This window comes from Candidatus Jidaibacter acanthamoeba (genome assembly GCF_000815465.1).
Taxonomy (GTDB): Bacteria; Pseudomonadota; Alphaproteobacteria; order Rickettsiales; family Midichloriaceae; genus Jidaibacter; species Jidaibacter acanthamoebae.
Map to the genome: position 1 here is coordinate 1 of NZ_JSWE01000039.1, position 256 is coordinate 256.

The window sequence follows — 256 nt, forward strand, 5'->3', positions numbered from 1 at the left end:
TAATACCAGCCATATTGATTAAAGCTTTGCTAATGATTACACCATTATTAATTTCTTCAAAAGATATAGATAGCTCTTCTTGCAAACGCTTAACCAATAACTGATGTCTATGACTTTCTCTTATATCCTGTTCTGCTTCTTCAAGAATACAATACATATCTTCATCACACTGCCGCATATTAATTTGTAAAGCTGTTAAATGTTTAGTATCGGTAGTATTAAGCCTAAATTTAATTATATCCCTAGGAGTATATCT

General features: G+C 30.5%; 1 protein-coding gene. It reads right to left on the reverse strand.

Translation table 11 applies throughout. The features are described from left to right. Nucleotides 1-256: hypothetical protein (locus tag NF27_RS12200; RefSeq protein ID WP_039454847.1), on the reverse strand; the 256-nt coding region annotated here is incomplete at both ends.